The following is an 18,791-nucleotide window of genomic DNA, read 5'->3' on the forward strand; positions in this document are numbered from 1 at the left end:
CTCCTCCGACAGCCCCGGCACCTTCCGGCTCAATGCCTCCCGCTGCCCGGCCCCCCGTGGCACCCAAGCCCCCTGGCGCTCCCCCCACTGCCCCCCGCCCCGCGGCCCCGCCGATGGCAGGCCTGCCTGCAGCCACCCGTCCACTCGGTCAAAACCCGGCCGCGCCTCCAGCTGCGCGCACTGAAACCGGGGCACCCACAGTGCCATTGCAGAAGACGGCGCCAGGCGCTCCACGCGCCCCGGGAACAGGTACTGGCCCCATGGTTGGCGGTGGCGGGCCCACCGCCCCCCTCCCGAAAGCGACGGTCAAGCTGCAGCCTACTCAGGCCATGCAGCGCCCCTCCATCTCCGCGCCGCCAAGCGCTCCTGTCAAGCGCAGCGCAGCTGCGGATGCAGAGCAGTTTTATGAAGAAAAGGATCCGGAGGCAGGTTTGGTCCCGCTTTCAGTCATCTGCTTTGTGCTTTCCGCCGTTTTGATGGCGGTCCAGATGTTTGGAGCAGACGCAGTCAAATCCGACCCCACGGGGGAATCCCCAATCATGGTGCCTTCTGCCAGCGTCCAGAGCTGGGAGAGCCGTAACGCCGTAACCGGTGTGTGGACCAACAAGTTTAAGGACACCCTGCTGCCGATTCCTTGAAGCACAGCCCCTCCCGACCCCGTTTCAACAACAGTTTCTTGTCATGCCTCTCGCTTGGTTAATTTTCATTCTCGCCGTAGCCACACTCGCTCTCAATTTCCTCGCCAAAAGCGGCGGCGGAATGTGAGTGAGGCGCACTGGCTGTTGAGCTGACGACGAAGTTGAGTTGCAGCAGGAGCGCATCCTGTTCACACAGAGCAGTTACGTGCATCAGTCCAAAGTTGGAAAAACACCAACCTTAAGCTGATTCAGGCATGTTCGCAGAGTACATGCTTACTGCCTGCTCCCTCGTCCCCCAGGGTTTGGATCGACATCCATGTCGAAACTGAGTCTCGGGAAGTCTTTGAGGGTGAACGTGAGAAGGAACCCAAAATCCGATGCACCATTACGATTGTTGCGGGCCATCACTCCGAGAGAAGCAATCCAACTGCTCAGATCCCTGGAGAAGCTGTAACTCTGGAACTGCAGGGTGCCGTCGTCGGCTTCGTATATGTGGTTCATATTGAACCCGTAGTTCTCATTAAATCGGGCATAAAACCGGGTGTAAATCAGGCTGCTGTCCTGGAAGAAGGGATGATCGGAAACATATTGATGCCCCATTTCCATCGAAGTGTTCCTGCTCGGCATCCAAATGATTCCATTGTTTGCCTCACTGAAACTGCCGGCACCATTGCTGATTGGCAGTTGCAGATCAGATTTCACGGTGATCCACGGCACTGGGCGCCAGAACAGCTCATTGTAGAGATTCGAGATATCACGACCATACTCCGGGTCCCTGGCAAATATGTCCACATAAGTGTTAATGCCCGCCCAGGTGTAAGTCTGGTCATCACCACCATCAGGAGTACCGAAGAAGCCACCGTATCCATTGGTGAGCATATAATCTCTTTTCGTTTGGAACAGATTGCGGAAACCAACCCTAGCCACATTCCACGAGCGCAAACTGTCCACCGCAGTGAAGAATGGAACATCAATGGAGCGCGGCCGGGTGGTGGGAGAAAGCCTGTCGATGGCCGGAATTCCTGTGCTCTGCTTGGCGTCCAAATAGGAGTAGTTGAGGTAGGGTTGGAACACATGGCGAATACCATTGATGCCCAACGACTCAACCTGCACATCGCTCCAAGTTTTGGTAAGCTTGAATGAGACGTCCAGCCCCAGATGCAAGATGCCCCGGGTAAAGCTCTTGAGACCCGTGAGGCTACCTGCGATGCTGCTGTAACTGGTCACGCCTGCGCCAAAGCGAGGCGTCACATTCAACCACCCCATGTAAGTCTTGGGATATAAGAACTCATGGTAGGTGTGAAAACGTCCAAAGTTGGGCTCCTGCAAACGGCTAGTGATGAGACCCAAGCCCTGAGTGACACCAGCTGCGTTGAGAACGGATCCCCTGGGCAGCCCATCAATGGCAAGATAGGAACTGGCTGCGGTTCCCAGCGGATCCGCCAGCACCCCAGGCAGCCCACCAGCTCCCAATCGTTGAAGCCGGATCAACTCGGCCTGCTCTTCATTGCCCACCACTTCACCATAAATACCCGCAGTAATTGTCCCCTGATGGAAGATGCCCGAATTCCAGAGCGGCCTGCGGGTAAAGTCGATGGACAGTTCCGGCAGACGCGTTGTCGTCCGGTAAAAGTTGTTCATCTTAAACTTCGCCATCAAAGTAGCGACGTACGCGTCATTGGTATGAACTAGGGAAACCTGGTTATCCGGCTCGCGATTGGTGCGGAAGTCGTTAAAGAAGAAGTCCTCGTAGAAGTGGATGTCGCTGATCTTATTGAGATCAAAATCGAGGTACCAAGTGCTTACATCCGGCCCCGGAAGGTAAATGCGATGCTGGAAGTTGGCGCGATACCGTTTCTGATTGACCGGATAACGCGTGCTGCCGGCCAGGTTCGTTGCAGCACCGGAGTCGTTGACCGCGTAGAACTTCAATGTGCCAAAGTTGATCACATTGTTCCGATGACGCATCGAGAAAAGGTCCACCCCGCCGCCCACACCCCGCTTGCTGCGAAGGTCAAACTTGTACCTCGCATAGGTATGGTCACCGATCTGCGTAGCGTATTGAGAAAGAAGGAAAGCACCCCAACGGCTTTGGTAGCCCGGACTGAACCGGTACCCGGAATCATTGTCGAGTGATTTAGTGACCTTCGGCAGCCAGAAGATCGACGTGTCGCCGGCATACACTTTCACATCCCTGAGAATGGCTTTGTCGTCCGGGTAAACCGTCAGCTCTTTGGCCCCCATTTTATAATTGGGATTCTGGATATCATGCGAAGTGAATGAAACATTGGTGGCATCTATCCGGTTTTCCAGCTTGCTCCCCGAGCGAAAGTCCTCGGCCTTGAAAAACACCATCCCAGTCGACTTCGCCACGCCCCCCGAAGAGATCGGCGTGCCGGACATGCCCGGCATCCCAGGCGCCCCTGCCGCGAGGCCCGTGATCACGTTGTGCCCCGACATTTCCCCGGTGATCGAGTTATAGGTGATCGATTCGCCGTGATAGATCGTCCCTGCCCGCCAGACCGTCACCCCATCTTTGGCGACAACCTCCCCTGTGGTCTGATTGTATTGGGCGCTGCCGCAGCGCATTTCGACATCACCATAAAGAATGTGCACGTCACCAGAAACAGTCGCAATACCCGTTTCAGGATCCATCGTGGTCGTTAACCCGCGAATGTTGAGATCCGTCGTGAGGCTGTCGAGAAGGGATTGCCCACGGACGGTCCCGGCTGCCGCCAGGACGCAAACAAGGGCCGTCACGCAAAATCTGGGAAAGTTCATAGACACGGGATGACATCGGCCCTGAGAGATCAGACGATGACAGCCTTTTCAATAGGCTACCGCCGTCGAAGTGACAAGAAAAAGCCGGACTTTTTTCGCCTCAATCGTCCTCCCGGCCCGGGCGCACCGGGCAGACGCCCTTCTTGCTCGGCGCCTGCACAAAGTCCAGCAGGCGCCGGGCCTTTTCCGGCCATTCTTTGGCTGCCGCCTGTGCGATCGCTTGGGAAAGGTTCATGCCTTCGCAAAACAGCAGCTGGAACAGTTCCTTAATCGCCGCCCGCTCCTCCGCGTTGAAGCCCTGCCGCCGCAGACCGATCACGTTCAAACCGGTGATCCGGTTGATCCGCTGCGCCGCGCAGTAGTGGGGGATGTCCTTGCTGAAACTGCCGTTCCCCTGCACCACGCAGAAATCGCCGATCCGCAGGAACTGGTGAAACACCGCCCCGCCTCCAATAAACGTGCTGTTTCCCACATGGATGTGACCAGCCAGCAGAACCGAGTTGGCGATGATGTTCTTGTCTCCCAGAACCACGTCGTGCGCCAGATGGCAGCCGACCATCAGGAAATTCCCGTCCCCCATCCGCGTCACCCCACCCGGTTTGCTGCCCCGGTGGATGGTCACATGCTCTCGGATCACATTGTTCCTCCCCAAAACAACGCTGCTCTCCGTGGCCGGGTCAAACCCTAGGTCCTGCGGTTCGCCGCCGATGACGGCCCCACGCCCAATCCTCGTCCCCTCCCCCACCACCACATGCCCGACGAGCTGCGCATGCGCCTCGATTTTGCATCCCGCTCCGACTTCGGCCGCCCCGTCGATCACCACATAGGGACCAATCTCAGCCGTGGGGTCGATTTGGGCCTTCGGATCAATCAATGCGGTGGGATGAATCATGCGGGCGGATCATGAATGCCGCCGCCTTCGGGATCAATCGCGACTTGCAATCCCGAATGCAAAGTTCCGCTTGGCACTCCGCCGCCCGTTGCCTACTGTCGCGCCCGCCGCAACGCAGCACCAGGAGAGGTGGTCGAGTGGTTTATGGCTCCAGTCTTGAAAACTGGCGTGGCAGAAATGTCACCGTGGGTTCGAATCCCACCCTCTCCGCGCTCGTTTAGGGCACCATCTCGACGCGAATCTCCACGGCCGCGCTACGTCCATGGTCGTCCAGCACGTGCACCTGCCATTTCCCTGCGGAGGCAGCCCACATCACCGGTGTGGCAGGATCGCTCGCTCCGAGGAAGCGGGATCCGGCAAACCAGAACACACGGTTCACGCCGGGAGCCGTGTCCGCACGCAGCGGGATCTTCTGCCGTGACGTGTCGGAGGCCTGAAGCGTGTAAACGAGTGCGGAACGCGGCGAAACGATCTTCGGCACGGCACCCGTGTCCGCCGCTGCGAGAGATTCGGCGCTCGCCTCCATCGGCGGAGGCGTTTTGCGTGGCACGCCGGCGAGCTTGAACATCTCCAGCAGGTCCGGCGGCCAGAACTCGAAGACCTCGTGCTTCAATTCGCGTTTGCCGTCATCACGCGCGACACGCAGGCCTCTCGCCGCATCGATCAAAACCTCGCGATGAATGTCGCATGGCGTGATCGGCGAAACGCCGGGTATGAAACCGCCCTGCACACGATGCTGGCAATGCGGCGTGGGCAACTGACCGGACACCGCGCACAATTCGACCTGCGCGACACCTGCTGGCCGCGGCGTGCGCTTCATCGGCAGCCGCAGATGACGAAACACCTCGAACAGCAGCGGTGCCGCGCACTCGCGGGCGACGAACGCCGGATTCGCCTTGCCGTTGAAATTCCCGATCCACACCACCAGCACATAGTCGCCGCGGATTCCCGCCGCCCAGGCATCACGGAAGCCGTGCGAGGTGCCCGTCTTCCACGTCACCGACGGGTCATTCATCACCGTCTCGCCCTCACGTGACCGCAACATCTCTCGCGTCAAATAACGTGCCTCCGCTGTCAGCAACTCGGGTCTTTGCGGCATCGCATCATCGCTCACAAATTTCACACGACGTGCACAGCCGTCGCTCGCAAGCAGCGCGTACAACTCCGCCAGTTCCTCCATCGAAACCTCGCCGCCTCCCAGCGGCAGCGCGAGCCCGTAAAAGTCGGCCGGCTGCGGCAAGGCGACCCCGGCGTCTTTGAGAAAGCCATACAATCCCGGCACGACCAACCGCTGCGCCAGCGACACGGCGGGAATGTTGCGGCTGTGATACAGCGCGTCCTGGGCCGAGATCGGTCCGGAGAAATTGCGGTCAAAGTTCTCCGGATTGTAGCTGCCAAAGGCCATGCGCCCATCACGCAGCAGCGTGTGCGGATGGATCAGCCCCTGCTGCATCGCCAATGCGTAGATGAACGGCTTCAGCGCCGATCCCGGCGAGCGACGCGCCATCACACCGTCCACCTGCCCTTGAATCGTCGCATCAAGAAATCGGCTCGATCCCACATACGCCAGCACCTCGCGCGTCGGTGCATGCACGAGCAGCGCGCACGCATTCGAGATGCCCACTTCGCGTTTCCGATCCACGTAATCGTTCACCGCCTGCTCCACGCCGCGCTGCCGCTCCACATTCAAAGAACAGCGCAGCGTCACACCCGAGCTCACACGATCATCCGCCGGCTTCTCCGCAAACAAACGCCGCGCCAGATGCGGCGCCTCACGCGGCACCGGCTGCATCTGCCGTAGCGTGAACGCTGCATCAAGCGGATCAGACGGCAGTCCACGCTCAACACGCAAACGTTCCCACAGCCGGTGCTGCGCCGCTGCCAGACTGGCATTGGTTCCAGTGGCGCGCGGGCGACGCGTTGTCGGACTCTGAGGCAAAACGGAGAGCGCCACCGCCTCACGCATCGTCAGGTCACGCGCCGGTTTGCCACACCACAGCAGGCTCGCCGCACCCACGCCCTCCACATTGCCGCCGTAGGGCGCCTGATTGAGGTAAGCCTCAAGAATGTCGTCCTTGGAATGATGTCGCTCGATCTGCAACGCACGCACCATCTGCAACGCCTTCCCCCACGGCGTGCGCGTGTGGAGATCAAAGCGCAGACGCGCGAGCTGCATCGTGATCGTCGATCCGCCGCCTTTCGTCGAACCTGAAACGACACCCCAGGCCGCGCGCAGCATTGAAAGCGGGTTCACCCCCGGATGATCGTAAAAATGCCGGTCCTCAAGCGTCAGCGTCGCCTCGATCAAGGCCGGGCTGATGTCCTTCAGCGGCGTGTAGCGCCGATACTTCGCATCCGGCGTCAGCGCGAGATGCAGCAGGCGGCCATTGCGATCCTCCAGCGCCCGCGAAAAGCGAAACTCAAGCGGATACAATTCCGGTTTTGGCAACAGCCACCAGATCACCACCGCAGACAGCAACGCTCCGCCACTCCATCGCAGGAGTCGCGATCGCAGCAGTTGTCGGATCACGCGCATGGCATCACTCCACGTTCACCTTGCCGCCGCCATCGCGGCCTTTGATTCCGCGATCATACATGCTCTCGGCAAACACCGGCGGGATCACATAACTGCCCGCGGCGATCGGTTTGATGCGATACGCAAAGGTTTTCACTTCGCCTTTGCCAAGACCGCAGAAGAACACGTTCCGATCCTCGCGCACATCGACGTAATCTGCGCCTGGAATCGTGCCACGACCGGGTTTGAGACCGTTCGGCTCGAGTTCGAAGCTGCCGGGCATCAAATCGAGCACGGCGATGTTGTAGAGAGCGTCGGGCGAAACATTGCGCACGCTGAGGCGCACCAACGCACCTTCACCAACCTTGAGTTTTTCCACTGGCTTGCCATCCGCGCCCAAAATCTCACGGAACACCTCCAGCCCATCCGCGATGCGCTGCGTCGGCACGCCTTTGTCGAAGCCGGCTTCCGTCACCTGATAAAACGCGCCAAGATCACGGCCTCCGCCCTGCTCGAGACCGAAACGCAAGGCACCCGCCTGCGCACTGAAGTCGCTTTGAATCAAACCGGTCGTCTCCGGCACCAGCGCCGTCGCTGCACCACCCTGTCTTGCGACTTCCGTCAATGAGACACGCACGCCGGACTGTTTCGCGAGATCAGAGTAGGCCTTCAACGCCAGAATCGTCGTGGCGGCGCTGATCGTGTTGAAGCGATTGCGCGACAGTGGGTCCGTGACCACCGCGAGATCGTCGTATCCGAAGTTTCCGGCGAGTTCTGGGAAGTGTTTGCATGCCACGGCGAAGCCCTCTGCCTGGCTCACCTGCGGATCGAGATAATACCAGCCACGCCACGCGCCCACCGCACGACCTTTGCGCACTGCGGCCCAGTAATCCTGCATCAGCGTCACCGCCTCCTCCTTCTGCTGCAGCAGCGCATACGTTCCGGCGAGATACGCGGCCGTCAGATGACCACGCCATGCCTCCTGATGCTTCTGGCGCAGGTTGTCGCGCAGATTCAACACATAAGTCGAGGTGTTCTCGCCATGACGTGTGAGCAGATAAATCGCCGCCGCTTGAATGGACATCTCATCGAGGCTGTTCGCGGTGCCGCGTGCCATCTGCTGCATGCGTTTGCGCGCGCCTTCGAGCAGCGCAGATGGCACCGCATTGCCTGAATCGCGTGCTTCCGTCAAAAACCGCGTCACATAGACCGAGAGATAATCCATTCCCGTGTCCGACGCCGAATCCCAGTAGCCGAAGCCGCCATTCGAATTCTGACGGCTGCGCAGCAAGGTGAACGCATCGTCGAGTTGCCGTGCGGAATCCGCCGGGTCGAATCCGAAATCCGCCTCCTTCGCCAGCAGGAGCCGTGAAATCGCGCGGCTGGTGATCTGTTCGGAGCAGCCATACGGATACTCGTGCAGGTAGGACTCCAAACCTCGCGCGAGACCCAGCGGCAGCGCGGACACGTTCGCCTTGAGCTTGCGATACTGCGGGAACATCTCGCGCGCGACCTTCACCTCATGCGTGTTGTCGCGGAAGTAACCGCTCTGCACACGCGTGAGATACGGCGCGGCAGGTCGCACGCTGAGCGTGGCACGTCGCAGCACGGTTTGACCCGCGGCGTCGCCCTTGAACGTGATCTCCGCGCCGCCGAGTTCTTCCTTCACACGCAAACGGAAGCGCACCGTATCCTCCTTGCCGGTCGCGATGTTGATCGCGCCCTGCGGCGACTCGATGACTTCAAGGTGCGGCGTGACCTGCGCGACGATGCTGATCGGTGCATTCGCATCCGCGCCTTCGAGATTGTTCGCCAAAGTGAGTGACGCGGTGAATTCATCGCCCGGTGCGGCGAAAAACGGCACGTTCGGCGTCAGCACCAGCGGTCCGCGCACAATGCTGCTCGTTTCAGCACGACCGACCGCATCTTCCGCAACCGCAACAGCCATCACATTGAGTTTGCCGGCAAAGTAATCCGGCACCGTGTAGCTCACTTCGCGACGGTCCGGCCCCGCGGCGATCAAACCGGACCAAAACACCACCGGTGGTTCCTTCCGTCGCTTGAACGGATTCAAGTTGAGCCGCAGCGGCTTGTCGGCATCACCGCCGAAGGCCTTGTGCTGCGCGATAAGCGAAAACTCGGGCAGGATGAGGTCCATGAGTTGCTCCGTCTCGACTTCGAGCGCCCGCTGGCGGTTCAAGTGTGCGAGTGGATCAGGCAGCTTGTAGTCGGTGATCTGATGAATGCCCGCATCAACCGCATAGACGACGATTCGGCACGGCTTCGCAGCCTGAAAGCCGATCTTCATCACATCACCCGGCTTCACCTTCTCCGGCGCGTCGATCTTCACCTCGATGCGACGCTTGTCGGGATTCGCGACGAAGTGATTCACCGCATAGCTCAGCGGCGAGGTGAAAATCTCCTTCGAGTCGAGTGCTCGCACGAAGGACGCATTCACATACGCCGACCCCTCGATGTCGTTCGGCACGGTGATGTGCTGCACGCTCGCCGTCGTGCCTGCCTTGAACCACCGCCATCCCAAAACGCGCTCGCGTTCGATGGTGAGCAGGCCCGCGCCGGTGTAGGTGGCACTCAGGCTCGCTTCGAGCGATTCCCCGCTGTTCCACGTTCCGCGGGCGAGTTTGATGCCGAGTTCGGCATCGCGCTCCATGCTGCGTTCGAGATCGCCTTTGCCGACGACGGTGAACGGCGTGGCGCAGACGACATTGTTCTCCGGGTCGCGCAGTTCGAGGCGGAATTCGCCCGCTGCAGTCGTCGGCAACGCGTAATCGGCACCTTCGACGGGCAGAACGAAGCGCGACTCCGAAAGCATCGACTCACGCTGCGTCGAAACATAAGCGTAGCTGCCGCTCTCCTGCTTCGTGAGCACGGAGACGTGTTTGATCTGAATGATGCGCGCCATGAGATCCTTCGGTGCAAACGGTTTCAGATCCGGTCCCACCGCCATGAAGCGCACGTTTGCCGCCGTGTCCTTGCCAAGATAATCGAGTTTCGCGTCCGGCTTGTAACCGACGACATACGGCAGCGCCGCGACGAGGAAATTTTTCCCGCTGCGCACGCTGCGGCCTCCATCGGCCTCGAACCCCTCAATAAGCAGGCTCACCTGAAAGCAGCTCTTGTCGAAACGCTCCAGCGCGAGATCAAACTGCGCCTCGCCGGCCTCGTCCGTCGTCTGCTCCCCCAGGTTGATCTTCTGTCCCGCTTCGGACTCTTCGTCATCGTCGGCTGCAGGCAGGCGGTTGTGGAAGATGAAACCCGGGAACTGCTCAAACGCGAACCCGCCCGGGCTCAGTTCCATGCGCGCCTTCAGCAGTCGCTTGGCCGCCGGGAAACCAAAGAGAGTTTGCAGCGACACATCCGCCTTGATGCTCTTCGGCTGAAGCCAGCCGGCAAGTTCATTCCCGGTAAGCGTCACGTCGATCTTCATGCGGTCTGGCTGGAAGTCCTCGACCTTGAAGGCCGTCTGACCGAGCCGGATGCGATCATTGTCGCCTTTGATCAAATACAATCGTGCGACGTAGCGGCCGGTTGGATCGCTTTCGTCCGTTTTCATCTTCACGTCGATGAATCCATCCGCAGCGAGCGCGATCTTCTGCGTGTCGATCACCTCGTCCTTCGCGTTGATCAGTTCCACCTCCAGCGGCAGACCGGCGAGGCCTGAAGCCCAGTCGCGGCGCTTCAGCACCGCGCCGAGATGAATCTCATCGCCCGGGCGATACACACCGCGTTCGGTGAAAAGGAACGCCTCCAGCGCCTCCTTCTCTGACGCCATCACGCCGCCAATGTCAAAGCGCGAGAAGTCGAGCAGGCGATCCGGACGATCAAAGGGCAGGAAGGACAGATCGTTGCCCAGCGTGGCGAGAATCGCGACAGGCCGTTTCTCACGTTGGAAATTTCCGACGTCAGGCAGCAGGACATGGCCGTCGGTGGTGGTGCGTTGCAGCAGATACTCGCCGTTTTTCGCCAGCACGGTGATCGTGACGCCTTCCACCGGATCACCCGTTTGAATGCTCTGCACGAACACGTCGCGGCTGCCATCGGCGTTTTTCTTCACCAGCAGGCCAAGGTCCGTCACGAGCACAAAGCGCTTCGTCGAAGCCTGATCCAGCCGATACCAGTCATCCGCCACTTCATCGCCCTCCATGCGCTTTTGGGAGCCATTCACCTGTTTGACGCCATCTGCTTCGAGGAAAAACAAGCCGCGTGACGCATCCGCATCGGAGGGATCCTGCGTCTGCAAGGCACTGGCAAAATCAATCATTGAGTAGCTGGCCTGATACTCGTTCTTCATCGCCACCGGCTGCACGCGTCGCAGGAAGCGGGCGATGTTTGATTCGTCGAAGCTGTCGCCTACGGTGAAATAAGGATTGGCAAAGTCGCCCTCCGTCATTACGACAAGATGATTCACCTGCCGCTGCGGCACGCGGGCCATGCCGATGCGCAGGAACGGTACGCCGCGGGATTGCAGCGACAGCTTGCGCTCGCCATTCAGCGCGAGGATGCCGCCCTTGCCGAGCAACTGCACTTCCTTCGGGAATCGTGGCGTGGATTCAAACACGCGATACTCATTGCCAAGCCGGAACCCACCCAACGCCTCCACACCTTTCGTGATGCGCACAAACAGACGTCCCTGCTTCTCCGTGAGAAACTTGAAGGCATGCCGCGTCGTCGCCGGATGATCGTCGCTCAGTTCGAGTTCGACCGGCTTCAACGTCACCGGCGCGCACTGGCGCAAAATGTCCGACGTCACGTCATTCGGACTTGGCGGGACCAAGTTTCCGCGTGCGTCACGAATCCTGAAGTTCTCCGGCTCCTGCCACACGCCGAGGTGTTTCACGAGATTTTCGGTGGTCACATAGCCCTGGGTGTTGATGAAGAGAAACTGCTCGGGTTCGCCGTCATCGGTCTTCAAAACCTCCGTGTTCGAGTCAGTGATCTTGAACCCGCTCTCGATGTCCGGCACGCGCACCTTCGATGTGAAATCTGCCGCCAGCGATCCGCCGCCGAGCGTACTGGTGACTTCCTTGTGCAGCGTCACTTTCACAAAGTCTTCCTTCTCCGGCACCTGGATGCGTGCGGTGCGAATCCAGAACTGACGCTGGTTCTTTCCCTCCACGATCGTGAACAGCGCATCCGGCTTCTGCCCCTTCCAATCGAAGATTTTCGAACCACCAACAACCTCCAGCGACACGAGCTGCTCGATCTGCGCTTTGTCGAGCGGATGCGTCGAGTTGAAGCCGACCACGACGTTCTGAATCGACGGATCGCGAGGGTCGATCTGAAACTCCGATTCGACAGGCGACAATTGCAGCGACGGTGTTTTGCCCTTCCAGCTTGGGTCCTTCAACGCGACCTCCGGCGGCAATTGGGCCGGATCAAGTTTCACCGTGAACTCCACGCCTGCAGGCCAGTCCTTCGCCGGGGTGAAGACGAGCTGCTTGTCCGTGTTCCATTTCCACGCCCCTTCGTGCGCAGGAGAGAGAGTCACACCAGCCGCCGCCTTTCCCACGGCATCAAGTTTGGCGATCGAGCGATCAAACTGCACGGTGATCGGCTGTGGTTGCGGCTTGTTCTTCACGATGGGCGTGACGCCGGGCATTTTGAGCACGCCTTTGACCTGCCGCAGCTCCGTGAGCTGTTTCGGCCGCGGCCGATGCGACTCGATGTAATCCATCACCTGCGGCACCACGACGGCCAAAACACCCGCAAACACGATGAGGCTGGCGTAGCGTCCCGGATTCCGTCTCAAATGATCATCCGCAACCTTGGCGAACCGCGGCATCCAGTCCGGCGGCTGGTAATGGAATTGCCCAAACAACATGCGCATCAAACGCGCCACCCACGAACCTGAGGAATCGGACATAAGAAAAAAGAGGTCAGTTGACGGAGAATAATCCACCGGCTCAGAGCTGCGCGGAGAATCTTGTAGCGACTTCCAGATTTATTCCTGTGATCCTGCTTGCCGTCGTGAAAACCGGCCTCCTGCCTTCGTATGCAACTGTTCTTCTTCCATCCTTCAATGTCACGCCCTCTCCTGTTCTCTACAACCCTCTTGTTTGCCGGCGGATTCTGCTTTCCGGCAGCCGCTCAGGAGGCCGTCGTCATTCAGAAGAAGCATCGCGCCCTGTTCCAGGAGACCTGCATCAGCTGTCACGGACCCGAGAAGCAGAAAGGAAAGTTCCGAGTGGATGATCTGCCGTTTGAGATCAAGGACATCGAGTCGGCGGAGCGGTGGCAGAAGGTGCTGAATCAGATGAATTCGGGCGACATGCCGCCGGAGGACGAGAAGCAGCCGACGAGCGCGGCGAAGGCGGACTTCCTCGATGATCTGGCGAATGTGATGGTCGTGGCGCGGCGCAGTCTCGGTGATCAGAACGGCGTGATCACGATGCGGCGGCTGAACCGTCGCGAGTATCGCAACACGCTGCGCGAACTGCTCGGCGTGGAGATCAACGTGGCCGAGCTGCCGCCGGACGGTGGTTCCGGGAGCTTCGACACGGTGGGTGCGAACCTCTTCATGTCAGCGAACCAGATTGAGCAGTATCAGGCGCTCGGGCGCGAGGCGTTGGAGGAGGCGTTCGCCTGGCAGGCGGCGGCGAGCGTGGAGGAAAAGCTGCATTACGAGGCGGAAACGACGACACCGAAGGTGCGCGACTTTGTGAAGTATCAGATCGATGCGCGTGAGCGGGCGCAGAAGTGGGTGAAGGCGGTGGAGGCCGCGGCGGCGAAACCGGAGAACAAGGAGATCGTCGCCAAGATCCGCGAGGAGGTGAAGAACAACGAACCACGGTTTCGTCGTGAGTGGGCGCGTATCCCCGGCGCGCCCGACCCGTTTTCATTTGGCTTCGACAAGGGCCAGGAAAACGACGCCGACCTCGCGAACGACTCGCTTGGCGCGGGCTGGTTGAAGTATCACGAGTATTACACGCAAATGCCGGACGTGGATCGCGGCGCCTATCTCGGCGTTCAGACGCGGCATCCGTCTCAGTTGAATGTGAACTACATCGAGCTGCTGGTGCCGTTTAGCTGGCCGGTGGGCGATTACATCGTCCGCGTGCGCGCTGGTGCGGTGAAGGACTGCCCGCCGGAGCGGCGCTTCCTCGACTTCGGCATTCATGCGCGCACAGGAAAGGTGCTGCATACCTCCGAGATCACAGGCACGATCGAAAAGCCGCAGATCATCGAGATCCCGCTGACCTTGACGCGCGGCAATGCCTCGCGTGACAACCGCTCGCTGTTCTTCCGCGAGAAAGGCAGTTGGGATACGAACGAGGAAGGCGCGCGCAAACGCTCGGAGGCGGTGAAGCGCAACGGCATCGGCCCTGAACTCGTGCTTTGGGTGGACTGGATCGAAGTCGAACGTGTGCCGAATGCGAACAAGCCCAAGCCGCCCGGCATCGCAGCGCTCGACATCCCGCTGGACGACAAATCGCCACCTCCAGCGAAGCCCGCGCTTCGCGCCGCGCTGGAGCACTTCACTGCGGAGGCCTTTCGCGGCAGGAAGCCGGACGCGGGCTACATCGACCGCTTGATGAGTCTGCACGAAGTGCGGCTCAAGGCGGGCGACAAACCTGCGGCAGCCCTGAAGGAGACGCTGTCCGTCGTGCTCGCTTCGCCGATGTTTCTCTACCTCGCCGAACCTTCCGCCGATGACAAACGTCGTCCGCTGACCGATGCGGAGCTTGCCGCGCGGCTCTCGTATTTCCTGTGGAGTGCGCCGCCGGATGCCACGCTGCGCGATCTCGCGAAGCGCGGTGAATTGAAGAAGCCGGATGTTCTCGCTGCGCAGACGGAACGCCTTCTCGATGACCCGCGTTCGTCGGACTTCCTCGAGTCGTTCGTTCATCAATGGCTCGGTCTCGATCGCATCGACTTCTTCGAGGTGAATCGCGCATTGTATCCACGCTTTGATTCCGGCACGAAGGTCGCGGCGAAAGGCGAGATCCATGAGACCTTCGCGCACATCCTGCGCCACAATGCGAGCCTGCGCGATCTCCTGAAGTCGGACTACGTGGTCATCAATCGCGTGCTCGCCCACTACTACGGCATTCCCGGTGTGAAGGGCGATGGCTATGAAAAGGTGTCGCTGCCAAAGGACTCGCCGCGCGGAGGATTGCTCGGCATGGCCGCGATCATGTTCATGGGTGGCAATGGCGAGCGCACCAGTCCTGTCGAGCGCGGCGCTTGGGTGTTGCGCAAGCTCCTGCATGATCCGCCGCCGCCAGCACCGGCGAACGTGCCCGCCATCACGCGGCTGGCCGGCAAGGTGCTGACGACACGCGAGCGCCTGCTTGCTCATCAGGAGGAGCCGCAGTGCGCGAGCTGCCATCGCAAGATCGATCCCATCGGCTTAGGCTTGGAAAACTTCGACGCCGCCGGTCAGTGGCGCGCCGAGGACAGCTACACCGCCATCGACGCCAACGGAAAAGCTGATCCCAAATCGAAGAAGACCTGGGCCATCGAGCCCTCCGCCGCCTTCCACCGGGGCCGCGCCTTCAAAGACTACTTCGCGTTGCGCGACATCATCGCGTCAAAGTCAGATGCCTTCGCCCGCAGCTTCAGCGAGGCCTTGATCGAATTTGCCCTCGGCAGACCGCTCGGTTTTCGCGACGAACCGCTCGTGACCGACATGATCGAACAAGCTGGCAAGAAAGACCTCGCGATGCGCGAGTTCATTCACGCGCTGGTCAGCAGCAAGGAATTCCACACAAAGTGAGCTACCCATCAGTCAACGGGTTGCTCTCATCAGAGGTAGGCGTATCGCGATTTCATCGAAGAGAATTCCGGATGCATCGCGGGCTTCGGCGGGGATGTTGAGAAGCAACTGACGATCTCCGATGACATGGGCTTTGAGAGCCTCGAACCAAGGCATCATAGTCTCGTGAATTCCTTCGGACTCGAGAAACTCCAGAAGCTTGTCGCCAAAGCCGAGCTTGATGAGCACGGCGCTGGCTCTGCACCAGTCGTCGTGAGTATTTTTTGGGAATGTCGAGGTTTTGATCTCTCCAAGAGCACATTTGAGGGCTTCCATGGCTTGGCCCCAGTTGTGATCATAGGCGGCAAAAAGGGCTCGATGGAGTGCCTGTGTGTCTTTCCATGAGTCAGGCTGAGAGAGCTTATCGAGCAATTCTTTGGCTTCTGCGCTCCTGCCTAGAGTGTCACGAAGCATGAAGGCGTAGTTGTGCCGCGCACTGTCTTCGGATGGATTGAGTTCCAGTGCGCGCCTGAAATGTTGTTCCGCGGCCTCGGTGTTATGAAAGTGGTCATACTCCAGGTTTCCGAGTGAATTTTGATATCGAGGGTCTGATGGCGCCAACTCCGCCGCTTTGGCATATGAGACCCGGGCATTTTCGAACTGCCCCGTGTAAAGATACTGCAAGACGCCGAGTCCGGCCCATGCAATTGGCGATTGAGGTTCAAGTTCGATTGCTTTCCGATAGGCTGCTTCACTTTCGACAAACTGGTGTTTGTGTTCTCCGAGCACAGTTGCAAGCCCCAGCCAACAGGCGGCATTCTCGTTACCATCCGCGATGGCCCTCCGGAATTGCTCTTCAGCCTCAATGAACTTGCCATATGAATGCAGCAGCAGAAGGCCCAGGTGTGTTCGAGCCACCGATGCTTTGGAAGACATGGAGATCGCTTTACGAAAGCATGTCTCCGCTGCAGCAGGGTTGTTCAACTCCTGCTGATAAATGCTACCCATGGTAATCCAAGGCTTCGGATTGAACAGGTCTAGTTCTCCAGCTCTTTTGAATTCGATAAGCGCAGCCTCCGCATTCACTTTTCCACCCATGTGCCATAAACAAGCTCCGAGATTATTGGCGATCAGAGCACTTCGGGGATCACGCTTTGCCGCTCGCCGGAACCACTTTGATGCTTCCTCCAGTTGGCCAAAATCAATTGCCAGGAGTTGGCCATAGTTTGAGAGAATTGCGGCAGAGCCATCACCAAGTGTGAGTGCCTTGGCATAGGCTGCGCGAGCCTCAGCGTGTCGCTTCGTTGATTGGTAGATGATTCCGAGTTGAGCCCAGGCTTCGTAAAGATCATCCTTTAATTCGGTGGCTTTCTTGTATGCGCGCTCGGCCGTCGCTGGACTGGCTTCCTGTATCATTTCTCCCAACACAAGAAGTGCACCCGCCAAACTGGGGTGATCTACGGCATTGATCGCATCTTCCACTTCTTTAAGATTCTCTCCGCTGGTAAGCAGGCCGGAACGAATTCGCTGTTGAAGCCAGTCAGTGCTTTCTTGACCGATCTGAGCAACAAAATCTCTGGATTCCCCACGCAGGCTTTCCGCTGCTCGGTCAACCATCACAAGGCGTGATTTTTTGATTTCAGAAATGATGTTCTGGCTCATCCCATTTGGGATCAGCATGGAGAAAGACCCCATTACGAGATTCACGAACTCCTCGGGTGACGTCTTCGCTGAAGCAGGCACTGCGGCACGAATTAGGCTCCTCAAATCGACAAGTTGATGTGCGCGGTGATCAATGTTGCTGGGATCAATGAGACCCTCCAGCTCTCCGTCTCCTCGTTTCACCATCTCCAGAAGAGCCGTGTCGGCTTTCAAGAGGAGCTCGGAGTGTTCAATCGTTTCCGCAAGAGCACGCGCTCCAATGGCCTGCCCCCAGCTCAATGAAGCACAGGAACTAAGTTCTTGGGCGTATTGAGCACGTTCGGCGGGAGAGTAGATCGATTCCAGGAATCGAGACAGACACATAATGCCTGCACGCTCACGCCTGCTGGCAGAGCGCATGATGATCCAGATGTTAAAGAATCGCTCGGTAAGCTGATAGCCTACTCGCTTGCTGAGGCCGCCACGTTTTTGCCTTGGGTTGTCGCGCCGGTCAGGATCATACATCGAGACCTTCTCGATCATACCCTCTTCCTCCAGACGCCCTAAAAGAGGTGAGACGGTGCCGCGTGGGAAGCCGGTGAGTTCCGTGATCGTTTCTGCCGTAGCTGGTTTCCAATGTCGAGCAAGCCTTGCAATAAGCTTCTGTCCTTGGTCGGATAGGAGTTCGAATCGCGATTGGAAGAGTGGCGTGGTTTCATCGAGCAGAGCTTCCAAGTCGCGGTAAATGTCATGGCTGAAACCTTGGGCACACAGCCTGTAAATCAGTAGGCTGGTGCGTGGATTGCCACCAGAGAGATCGCGGAGAGCCGACAGTCTGGGCAACTCACGCCACATGTTCTGCACAGCTTCGAGTTGCCCATACTCTTCAGCCAAGCGGATGATCATGTCCTTGGTCTCTTCGAGACTGAGCCGATGCAAAAGCGTGGTCTTGAATCCGTCGTAGAATGCAGCGTCGTAGTCGGCGAGATCAGCTGGGGGCGTGATGGCAGCGCCAACGATGATGGGAGCGCCTTGTCTGGTGAAGAAGCTGCGAAGGACATGATCGTGCTTCTTCAGGCGAGCCAGCAGGAGATTGAAATTGTCGATAAAAAGCACGAGACGCCGACCCAGCTTCGCATTCGCCTCTCCAAACGCGTCCCGAGCTTCTCGGGCACATTCATCCTCGGGTTTGATGACTTTGATTTGATCGACTTTTCTGTCGAGCTCACGCGCAGAAGTCGAATCACCGGCCACATCAAGAGCATCAGCCAGTGAATCAAGGCAGTTGAGCCAGAACACCGACAAGCGATCCACCTCGATGTGCTGCTCCTCCCAGAAGGCAAGGGGCAGGAAATCCTTCTGCTTCTCTCGCAACTCCAAGGCAAGTCGGGCAAGCAGTGTAGTCTTTCCCATGCCTCTCTGCCCAATAATGAGCTGATGCTGAGGAACTGAGTCTGGTGCGTGACTCACAATTTCGCTGTAGAGTCGTTCAAACAGAGGGCGACGAGCCACAAACAATTGCTTCAGCTCTTCTGGATCCTGGCGCAGTGGGTTATAGAGGAAGTGGCGAATAGCCTTTGGCGAATCTTTGTTCATAGATCGTGGAGG

7 protein-coding genes and 1 tRNA gene are annotated in these 18,791 nt (G+C 58.9%); 3 read left to right on the top strand and 5 right to left on the bottom strand.

Going from position 1 to position 18,791, the window contains the following annotated elements:
- The first annotated feature begins 329 nt into the window (after positions 1 to 329).
- Positions 330 to 638 (top strand): hypothetical protein, encoded by a 309-nt coding sequence (locus KDL09_RS19250; protein ID WP_294388842.1) that lies wholly within the window; start codon positions 330 to 332, stop codon positions 636 to 638.
- Between the two features lie 273 nt (positions 639 to 911).
- Here KDL09_RS19250 and KDL09_RS19255 read toward each other — a convergent pair whose 3' ends face one another.
- Positions 912 to 3,419 carry a hypothetical protein gene (locus KDL09_RS19255; RefSeq protein ID WP_294388844.1) on the bottom strand — a complete coding sequence of 836 codons (2,508 nt, stop codon included), beginning with the start codon at positions 3,417 to 3,419 and terminating at the stop codon, positions 912 to 914.
- 100 nt (positions 3,420 to 3,519) lie between these two features.
- A complete protein-coding gene (gene lpxA / locus KDL09_RS19260; protein WP_294388846.1) occupies positions 3,520 to 4,311 on the bottom strand; it encodes an acyl-ACP--UDP-N-acetylglucosamine O-acyltransferase in 792 nt (263 codons plus the stop codon).
- 123 nt (positions 4,312 to 4,434) lie between these two features.
- On the opposite strand from lpxA, the gene KDL09_RS19265 reads away from it, so the two are divergent.
- Positions 4,435 to 4,521, top strand: a tRNA-Ser gene (locus KDL09_RS19265).
- A gap of 7 nt (positions 4,522 to 4,528) precedes the next feature.
- On the opposite strand, the gene pbpC is transcribed toward KDL09_RS19265, so the two are convergent.
- Positions 4,529 to 6,847 (bottom strand): penicillin-binding protein 1C, encoded by a 2,319-nt coding sequence (gene pbpC / locus KDL09_RS19270; RefSeq protein WP_294388850.1) that lies wholly within the window; start codon positions 6,845 to 6,847, stop codon positions 4,529 to 4,531.
- A 4-nt stretch (positions 6,848 to 6,851) separates the two neighbouring features.
- Positions 6,852 to 12,710, bottom strand: a complete 5,859-nt coding sequence (locus tag KDL09_RS19275) for an alpha-2-macroglobulin (protein WP_294388853.1) — start codon at positions 12,708 to 12,710, stop codon at positions 6,852 to 6,854.
- A 156-nt stretch (positions 12,711 to 12,866) separates the two neighbouring features.
- On the opposite strand from KDL09_RS19275, the gene KDL09_RS19280 reads away from it, so the two are divergent.
- Positions 12,867 to 15,563: a DUF1592 domain-containing protein gene (locus KDL09_RS19280; RefSeq protein ID WP_294388855.1), complete on the top strand. Its 2,697-nt coding sequence runs from the start codon at positions 12,867 to 12,869 to the stop codon at positions 15,561 to 15,563.
- Positions 15,564 to 15,575: 12 nt separating this feature from the next.
- Here KDL09_RS19280 and KDL09_RS19285 read toward each other — a convergent pair whose 3' ends face one another.
- Positions 15,576 to 18,779 (bottom strand): tetratricopeptide repeat protein, encoded by a 3,204-nt coding sequence (locus KDL09_RS19285; protein ID WP_294388857.1) that lies wholly within the window; start codon positions 18,777 to 18,779, stop codon positions 15,576 to 15,578.
- Between the last annotated feature and the right edge of the window lie 12 nt (positions 18,780 to 18,791).

The organism is Prosthecobacter sp., assembly GCF_020439865.1.
In the GTDB taxonomy this organism is placed as follows: Bacteria; Verrucomicrobiota; Verrucomicrobiia; order Verrucomicrobiales; family Verrucomicrobiaceae; genus Prosthecobacter.